The organism is Mycobacterium sp. NPDC050551, from assembly GCF_040674075.1.
Classification (GTDB): domain Bacteria; phylum Actinomycetota; class Actinomycetes; order Mycobacteriales; family Mycobacteriaceae; genus Mycobacterium.
In genome coordinates this window covers 1-8,127 of record NZ_JBFARC010000010.1, presented here as the reverse complement: position 1 = coordinate 8,127, position 8,127 = coordinate 1, and the positions used below count along the sequence as shown (strand labels likewise).

Here is an 8,127-nt window from a genome sequence, read left to right as displayed (position 1 = left end):
TGATGGAGGAGATCCTGGCCGGGATCTTCGCCGAGGTGCTCGGCGTCGACCGGGTCGGCGTCGACGACTCCTTCTTCGCCATGGGCGGCGACTCGATCCTGTCGATGCAGGTGGTGTCACGGGCCCGCGCGGCCGGATTGACGTGCCGGCCGAAGGACGTCTTCACCGAGCAGACGGTGGCCCGGCTGGCCCGGGTGGTGTCCGTCGCGGACGGCGAGGTCGCCGTCGACGACGGCGTGGGCGCGGTGGTCGCCACGCCGATCATCCGGTGGTTGCAGAGCGTGGACGGTCCCACCGAGCAGTTCAACCAGACGATGGTGCTGGCGACGCCGGCCGGGGTCGGCGAGGCCGACGTGGTGGCGATGCTGCAGGCATTGATCGACGGACACGCCACGTTGCGGTTGCGCGTCGACGACGATGGCGCCGGAGGGTGGGCGCTGCACGTGCCCGAGTCCGGCACGGTCGACGCCCGCGATCTGCTGCTGGTGGTCGATCGGTTGAGCAGTGCCGACGTCGCGGCCGGACAGGCGAAGTTGGATCCGTCGGCCGGCGTGATGCTCTCGGCCGTGTGGGCGGCGGACAGCGGTCAGCTGGTGTTGATCGTCCATCACCTGGCCGTCGATGGCGTGTCGTGGCGAATCCTGTTGGAAGATCTGAACATCGCATGGGCACAGCGTCGCGGTGGGCAGCCGGTCGCACTGCCGGCCGGGGGTACGTCGTTCGCGCAGTGGTCGAGACTGCTCGCGCAGTACGCGTCTTCGGACGCGGTGTCCGCGTCGGCCGACGTGTGGCGCCGGGTGGCCGGAGTGCCTGCGTTGTTGCCCGCGGTACGACCCGAGTCCGATACGTATGCCAGCGCGGGATATTCGTCGGTGACGTTGGATGCCGACACGACGCGGATGCTGCTGGGTGAGGTGCCGTCGGCGTTCCACGCCGGAGTGCAGGACATCCTGTTGATCGCGTTCGGGTTGGCGCTGGCCGAGTTCACCGGCACCGGAGGCACGCCCATCGGCATCGACGTGGAGGGGCATGGGCGGTACGAGGATCTGGCCGACGGCCTGGATCTGTCGCGCACCGTGGGCTGGTTCACCACCAAATACCCTGTGGCGCTGGCGATCGACGAGGTGCCGTGGTCCGAGGTTAGCGCGGGTGGCTCGGTGCTCGGTGCCGCCGTGAAGGCCGCCAAGGAGCAGTTGCGTGCGCTGCCCGACGGGATGACCTACGGGCTGCTGCGCTACCTGCGCCCGGATGCCGATGTGACCGGCATCGACCCCACGATCGGGTTCAACTACCTGGGCCGGCTCGGTGGCGGCGCGGAGTTGTCCGATGATCTGTGGCGACCCACCGACGACGATGCGTTCGGTGAGGCCGTGGCGGTCGCGATGCCGTTGTCGCACAGCGTCGAACTCAATGCGGTGACAGTGGATGCGGAGTCCGGTCCGCGGCTGCGGGTGAACTGGACGTGGGCGCGGTCGGTGCTCAACGAAGCCGACGTCGATCGGCTGGGCCGGTTGTGGTTCGAGGCGTTGGCCGGAATCTGTGCGCATGTGCATCACGGCGGCGGCGGGTTGACGCCGTCGGACATCGCGCCCGCCCGGCTCAGTCAGCAGCACCTCGACGTGCTTGCGGCTCAGTACGAAGTCGCCGATGTGTTGCCGCTGACGCCGATGCAGCAGGGCCTTCTCTTCCACGCCGTGAGCGCCGACATCGATGACGACAACGACGATGACGTGTACGCGGTGCAACTCGATTTCACCGTGATGGGTCCGCTGGACTCCGACCGGCTGCGCAAGGCGGTCAGCGACGTCGCCTGTCGGCACCCGCATCTCGTGGCCCGGTTCTGTGCTCAATTCGACGAGCCGGTGCAGGTCATCCCGGCCGATCCGTCGGCGTCCTGGACCTACGTGGAACTCGACGGCGCGGCCAACGAGGTGGCGCTCGAGCAGGTGCGCGGCGCGGAGCGTGCCGCGGTGTGTGACATCGAGGAGTCGCCGGCGTTCCGGGTGGCGTTGATCCGTACCGGTGCGGACCAGCATCGGTGTGTGTTGACGTTGCATCACATCGTGGTCGACGGATGGTCGTTGCCGATCCTGTTGCGCGACATCTTCGCCGGTTACTACGGGCATCAACTGCCTGCGGCGGTGCCGTACCGGAGGTTCGTTTCGTGGCTGGCCGAGCGTGATGTGGATGCGGCACGGGCGGCGTGGGCGCAGGTGTTGGCGGGATTGGACAGTCCCACACTGGTCGCCGGACCCGGTCCGGCGAGGCCGGGCCCCCGGCAGGTCGCCGAGTTCGAGATCTCGGAGCGGACGACTGCGGCGCTGACGGAGTTGGCCCGCGCGCAGCACAGCACGGTGAGCACGGTGTTGCAAGGCGCGTGGGCGTTGCTGTTGACGTCGTTGACGGGGCGTCAGGACGTGGTGTTCGGGGCGACGGTCTCGGGTCGTCCGGCGGAGTTGGCGGGCTCGGACCAGATGGTGGGCCTGTGCATCAACACGGTGCCGGTACGGGCGTCGTTCACCGCGTCGACCACGGTGAGCGACCTGCTGGAGCAGTTGCAGCGGGACGCCGAGGTGACCTTCGACCATCAGCATCTGGCGCTGCCCGAGATCCATCGAGCCAGCGGACACGAGCAGCTGTTCGACACGCTGCTCGTCTACGAGAACTACCCCATGGACACCACCGCCCCACTGGGACCCGACGGACTGATGATCACTGAATTCAGCAATCGGGAGTACAACCACTATCCGCTGACCATGCAGGCCATTCCCGGTTCCCGACTGCACCTCCGCATCGAGTACGACACACACAGCTTCGACGCGAAGCGGGTCAAGCGGATCGTCGCGCGGATCAACAAGATCCTGGAGGCGATGACCGCCGGCGTCTGACGGCAGTTCTGGCAACGATTGGCAAACGCCGCGACGAACCATTTGCAGCGGCGATCTCACACCGTGCGCCGTGCAGCGAACAGTGTCGATTGTTGGCGCGGAATGCTTTTCGACCGTGGTGCCATTGAAAGGGCGATCATTCGCCTGCCGAATCCGAGCAAGCGCAGCAATTGCTTCTGGCCTTGGCTACACTGACGGCGAACGGGCTGGGGTGTCCTCGACTGAATGGATGCCGGGAAACGACGGGGGATGTCCGCGATGAAGATTGCCATGGCGGCCTATGGGACACGTGGCGACCTCGAGCCCTGCCTCACGGTGGGTCGCGAGCTGCTGCGCCGTGGGCACGAAGTGCGCATGGCCGTGCCACCTGATCTCGTCGAATTCGTCGAGACGACGGGCATTTCGGCCACCGCATACGGGCCGGATGCGAAGTCGTCGCTCGAGGGCGACTTCCTGCTCAATCTCTGGATGGATTTCCCTCGCAACCTGACCAATGTCCGACGACTGTCGACCCTGTTCCGCGAGACACGTCAGCGATTCGTCGAGGCGTGGCCGGAGATGTGCTCGACGATAGCCTCCATCGCCGAGGGCGCCGATCTGCTGATGACCGGCCTGAGCTTCGAACAGCAAGCCCTGCCCGTGGCCGAGTTCTACGACATCCCGTTGGTCGCGATCCATCCGTTTCCGGTGCGGCCCAATGGTCAGGTTCCGTTTCTCCCCGCAGCCGTGATGCGCTCCGTTCTGGGCGCTTATGAATGGGTGCACTGGTTGGAGACGAAGAAGCTCGAGGACGCCCATCGTCATCAATTGGGGCTTCCCCGCGCCACCCAACCGGCCCCACGCATCATGGCTGAGCGTGGAACGCTCGAGATCCAGGCCTACGATTCCGTGTGCTTTCCCGGGCTGAGCGAGGAATGGCAACAGCGCCGCCCGATCGTCGGCACCCTGACCCTTGATCTGACGACCTCGGCGGACGACGAGGTGACGTCGTGGATCGCAGCGGGCACCCCGCCGATCTACTTCGGATTCGGCAGCATTCCCGTCCAGACGCCTGATGAGACGCTGCAGATGATCAGTGACGCGTGCCGGCAGCTGGGTGAGCGGGCGCTGGTGTGTTCGGGGTGGAGCGACTTCGTGGATGCCGACCACCTCGATCACGTCAAGGTGGTGAAGACGGTGAGCCACGTAGCCGTGTTCCCGCTGTGTCGTGCACTCGTGCACCACGGCGGGTTGGGCACCACGGCAACGGGTCTGCGCGCGGGAGTCCCCACACTCATCCTCTGGACGCTGCCGGATGTTCACGCCAGGGGAGCGGTGGTGAGGCGCCAGAAGCTCGGATCCACGCGGAGACTCGCAACGACCACCACGGAATCCCTGACAGCCGACCTTCGTACGATCCTCGAGCCCGAGTGCGCGGACCGGGCTCGGGACTTCGCCACGACGATGACGAAATCAGCCGCCGCTACCGTGGCCGCAGCAGATCTCGTCGAAAGCCGCATGTTCGCACGCTGATTGGGTACCCGTGGCGAGATGCGCGGTCCGCGCATCCTCAACACAGTGGTGAAGCCGAAGGTGCGCAACGAAGTGACTACCCGAGAATGCCAACTATGTGGATCGTCGGGACCGCACGTGACGATCACCTCGCGCGAGATGATGTTCGGGACGAGGGAGCGATTCGAGTACTTCCTCTGTGCTGAGTGCGAAAGTCTGCAGATCGTGGAGGTGCTGAGTCCGGAAGATCTCGGACGCCACTACAGCACGGACTACTACTCGTACCGGTCGTCCAGCACCGTCCCGAAGAGCATCCGGTGGCTGATCTCTCACCAGGACCGCCATGAACTCCGCACCGGTCGCAGCGCCATCGGTGCAGCGATAGCGGCGCTCCCGCCGGGGGTACGAGGCCTCTTCGGAGGCCCGGTCGTCAGGATGCTCGGTCAGCAGGGAGTCGATCGTCACGCGCGGATCATCGATGTGGGTTGCGGCAGCGGCATACTCTTGGACCGGCTGGCGGAGGTGGGGTTCGACAACCTGTGTGGCGCCGACCCGTTCCTCGACGCCGATGCCACGAGTCCTTCGGGTGTGCCACTGCTCAAGCGGGAACTCAGCGAGGTCAGCGGCAGCTTCGACGTCATCATGTTCAATCACTCGCTCGAACACGTACCGGACATGATCGGAACGCTCGAAGCGGCGACCGAAAAGCTGACTCCGGAAGGATTCTGCCTGGCCCGGCTCCCGACCACGTCATCCGAAGCATGGGCGACCTACGGCGAGGACTGGGTGTTGTTCGACGCGCCTCGGCACTTCGTCATTCCGTCGCGCCGGGGGATGGCGATCGCCGCTGAAGCGGTTGGGCTGCGAGTGGACGACGTCGTCGACGACTCGAATTCCTACCAGTTCTTCGCCAGCGAGCTCATTCGAAGCGATGTGGCTCTAGTGGAGATCAAGGGCCTCGGGGACATCATCCGACGATTCGGCCTGAAGCAACTGTGGGATTGGGAAAGGCGGTCGAACCGTCTCAATCAGAAGGGCGCCGGCGAGCAGGCCGGATTCGTATTACGAAAGGCTGCCTGACACTCTCACATCAGCCCGAGGGCGTTCGCGAGCAGCGACGCACCCGTGATGGCGAACATCAGCGCGATGAGCTTGCGGCGATACGCCCACGCCCAGTCGTGCAGTCGTCGCAACACCGCAAGGGTTCGCGAAGGAGTGATCAAGTAGCTGACGAGGATCACCTCGACGACCACGAGCATGACCGCGATGAACGCGATGGCCGCGGCGAACTGCGTGCCGACCGCGGTGCCCGACGTCACCAGCAGCGTGACGATGATGAGTGCTCCGTCGAACGGGACACCACCGGTGATCATCCCGATCACCGTTGCCACCCACAACGATCCGCTCTCCCACGCATTGCGAAGCCGATTGGTCAGTCGCTTGACGACCGATCCACCCGCGGTGGGGTCGTAGGAGCCGTCTCCGATCAGCGGTACGGCGGTCGGAGGACTCGGGTCGAGCACACTGGTCGCCGTGCCTGTTCTGGCTGAGCCGGTCGGCATGCGGTGCCGTCCACCAGCGGTTTCCCGTCGAGCCGGCAGGCGCACCAGCATCAATGCGGCGACGCCAAGGGCGATCGCTCCCGCGATCAACTGGAAGTTCCGCATTCCCGGGCTGACGGCCGATTGCTCCGATGAGATCGGGGACCACGACGTGAAGTGCAGCAACGTGAGCGGGATCAGCATCACGGGTATCGCGTTGAGCAGGCAGCCGAGCATGTAGAACAGCAAATTCTGCAACGGTCGTGGCCTGGAGATGAGCAACAGTGTGATGCCGATGCGCAACGGATTGAGACCATTGAGGAGCGCGAGCCCCAAGACTGCTCCCCACATGTCCAAAACATACCTTGTCCTACAACTGCCCGGAGGCCCAACCGGGGTAATTCCGGGGTTGCTGGTCGGGCGCCCCTTTCGCGGCGACGCAGCCATTCCGAACTGCGGGCCCGCATTCTCGCGTGGGATTCGCGCGCCTTGAGAATCACAGACACGGCGCGCTTCTCCGTGCGGCGAGGACGATCGTCATCCGGGTAGCAGCGCATGGAGCACCTGGATCTCGCCCACCACGTCGCGGCGCCGGAGTGTAGCTGGGCATCGCGGTCCCGATCGGCCGACGACTGTCGGTGGCCGCGTTCCGACGAGGGCTGTCCCCGGCCGATCGGCAATGCACCCCTGGAGTGCGGCGGCGGTGTCTCCGACGCGCCTGTCAGTGCGTATGTCGGCGTTTGCCAGGTCGCCCGCGCGATGATTCGCCGCTTGATAGCCTCGTCGCAGCCCGCACCGCATTGGACGTTCTAGCTGCTGAAGGAGTGAGCGCTGAGCAACTACGTTGGCTCATCCCTCGCCCGGGCGGGGACTGACGAATCGATGAGTGGTTGCGGTGACAGCCGTTCGATGTCGCATCCGACGGGTCTCCTGGGGAAGTCGATCGAACATCCTCAGTGAACCGGGCGGCGCCAATTCGGGGGAGGACTCATGACCACGTCTCCGCGACCGTTGCTTTCGAAGGCCCTACTCACCGTTGGTGAGCGGGATCGGTTGGATGAGTGGAGCAATCGAGCGTTGCTCACGAGGCCGCAGCTCGGCGGCGCGACCATCGCCGGGCTGTTCGCCGACCAGGTGGCGCGGTCTGCGGATGCGGTGGCGGTGACGTTCGAGGGTCGTTCGTGGACGTATCGCGAGTTGGACCTGGCATCGAACCGGTTGGCGCACTTGTTGGTCGGCCTGGGTGCCGCACCCGGTGAGTACGTGGCGGTGATGTTCCCGCGGTCGGCGACGGCCGTCATCGCCATTCTGGCCGTGCTGAAGGCAGGCGCAGGGTATCTGCCGATCGACCCGGCCGCCCCGGACGAGCGAATCGCATTCATGATCGGCGACGCGGGCGCGGTCCTGGCGGTGACCGACGCGGAATCGGCCGCGCGGGTGGCATCCTTCGGCGTGCCGGTCGTCGAGGTCGACGATCCGCGTGTCGCCACGCAGTCCCACGAGAGGCTGCGGCTGCCCGATCCCGATGACGTCGCCCACCTCATCTACACCTCCGGGACCACCGGTAGGCCGAAAGGCGTTGCGGTCACACATCGCAACGTCACCAGGCTCTTCGACGGCATGGACGTCGGCGTAGATCTCGGTCCCGATCAGGTGTGGACGCAGTGTCATTCGTTGGCGTTCGACTATTCGGTGTGGGAGTTGTGGGGTGCGCTGCTCCACGGCGGGCGGTTGGTGGTTGTGTCCGAGTCGGTGGCCGCGTCGCCGGCGGACCTGCACGCACTGGTGCTGGCGGAGGGCGTGACCGTGCTGAGCCAGACGCCAACGGCGGTGTCGGCGTTGTCGGATCAGGGCCTGGAGTCGGTGGCGTTGATGGTGGCCGGGGAGGAGTGTCCGGCGGACGTGGTGGATCGGTGGGCGCCGGGCCGGGTGATGATCAACGGCTACGGCCCGACCGAGACGACGGTGTACGCGACGATCAGTCGGCCGTTGACGGCCGGGTCGGGTCTGGTGCCGATCGGGGTCCCGGTGCCGGGCGCGGCGCTGTTCGTGCTGGATGGGTTGTTGCGTCCGGTGTCGGTGGGTGTGGTGGGGGAGTTGTATGTGGCGGGTTGGGGGGTGGCGTTGGGGTATGTGGGTCGTTCGGGTTTGACGTCGGCTCGGTTTGTGGCGTGTCCGTTTGGTGGTGTGGGTGTGCGGATGTATCG

5 protein-coding genes are annotated in these 8,127 nt (G+C 65.8%); 4 read left to right on the top strand and 1 reads right to left on the bottom strand.

Annotated elements, in window-relative coordinates:
* From AB0K11_RS27760 to AB0K11_RS27750, 3 genes are all read left to right on the top strand, one after another.
* On the top strand, positions 1-2,888 hold a 2,888-nt coding region (locus tag AB0K11_RS27760; protein WP_364984862.1), incomplete at its 5' end, for a condensation domain-containing protein.
* A 258-nt stretch (positions 2,889-3,146) separates the two neighbouring features.
* Positions 3,147-4,400, top strand: coding sequence for a glycosyltransferase (locus tag AB0K11_RS27755; RefSeq protein WP_364984860.1), 1,254 nt, complete (start codon positions 3,147-3,149; stop codon positions 4,398-4,400).
* 138 nt (positions 4,401-4,538) lie between these two features.
* Positions 4,539-5,459 carry a class I SAM-dependent methyltransferase gene (locus AB0K11_RS27750; RefSeq protein ID WP_364984864.1) on the top strand — a complete coding sequence of 307 codons (921 nt, stop codon included), beginning with the start codon at positions 4,539-4,541 and terminating at the stop codon, positions 5,457-5,459.
* Positions 5,460-5,464: 5 nt separating this feature from the next.
* Here the strand turns inward: AB0K11_RS27750 and AB0K11_RS27745 are convergent, their stop codons facing one another.
* Positions 5,465-6,367, bottom strand: coding sequence for a GAP family protein (locus AB0K11_RS27745; RefSeq protein WP_364984858.1), 903 nt, complete (start codon positions 6,365-6,367; stop codon positions 5,465-5,467).
* A gap of 630 nt (positions 6,368-6,997) precedes the next feature.
* Between AB0K11_RS27745 and AB0K11_RS27740 the strand changes: the two genes are divergently transcribed.
* Positions 6,998-8,127: amino acid adenylation domain-containing protein (locus tag AB0K11_RS27740; RefSeq protein ID WP_364984856.1), on the top strand; the 1,130-nt coding region annotated here is incomplete at its 3' end.